Source organism: Luteimonas lutimaris (assembly GCF_039537065.1).
Taxonomy (GTDB): Bacteria; Pseudomonadota; Gammaproteobacteria; order Xanthomonadales; family Xanthomonadaceae; genus Luteimonas; species Luteimonas lutimaris.
In genome coordinates, this window is sequence record NZ_BAAAZU010000005.1 from 1,237 (window position 1) to 1,554 (window position 318).

A 318-nucleotide genomic window follows, 5' to 3' on the forward strand; every position below is an offset into this window, starting at 1 on the left:
CCGTCTTGCACCAAGTCAATAAAAAATCCTTTCTCAGCCGCAAGAACTGAGTCATACACTTCCTCGTCAGCTTCGGACCAAGTGGAAATTCTTTCCTTTACGTCCCGTAGCTGAAGAAATTCCAGCGTTGGCTTTACGAAGTGCTCGCCAAGCTTGATAGCCGGTTCTCCCGTCACCTCCACTAGCTCCGACCCTTCCGGAAGTTCGTACTCGGCTCTAATCCAGATGCGAATTCGCTTCATGTGACACCTAACGCCTTATGTCTTGAGTTTCCCCTAGCCTAAGAGCCGAGAGCCCGGCGTGCGCGCCCGATAACGC

At 52.5% G+C, this 318-nt stretch carries 1 protein-coding gene; it reads right to left on the bottom strand.

The window, feature by feature from the left end:
- Positions 1-242: hypothetical protein (locus tag ABD679_RS06465; RefSeq protein WP_344759151.1), on the bottom strand; the 242-nt coding region annotated here is incomplete at its 3' end.
- Positions 243-318 lie beyond the last annotated feature (76 nt).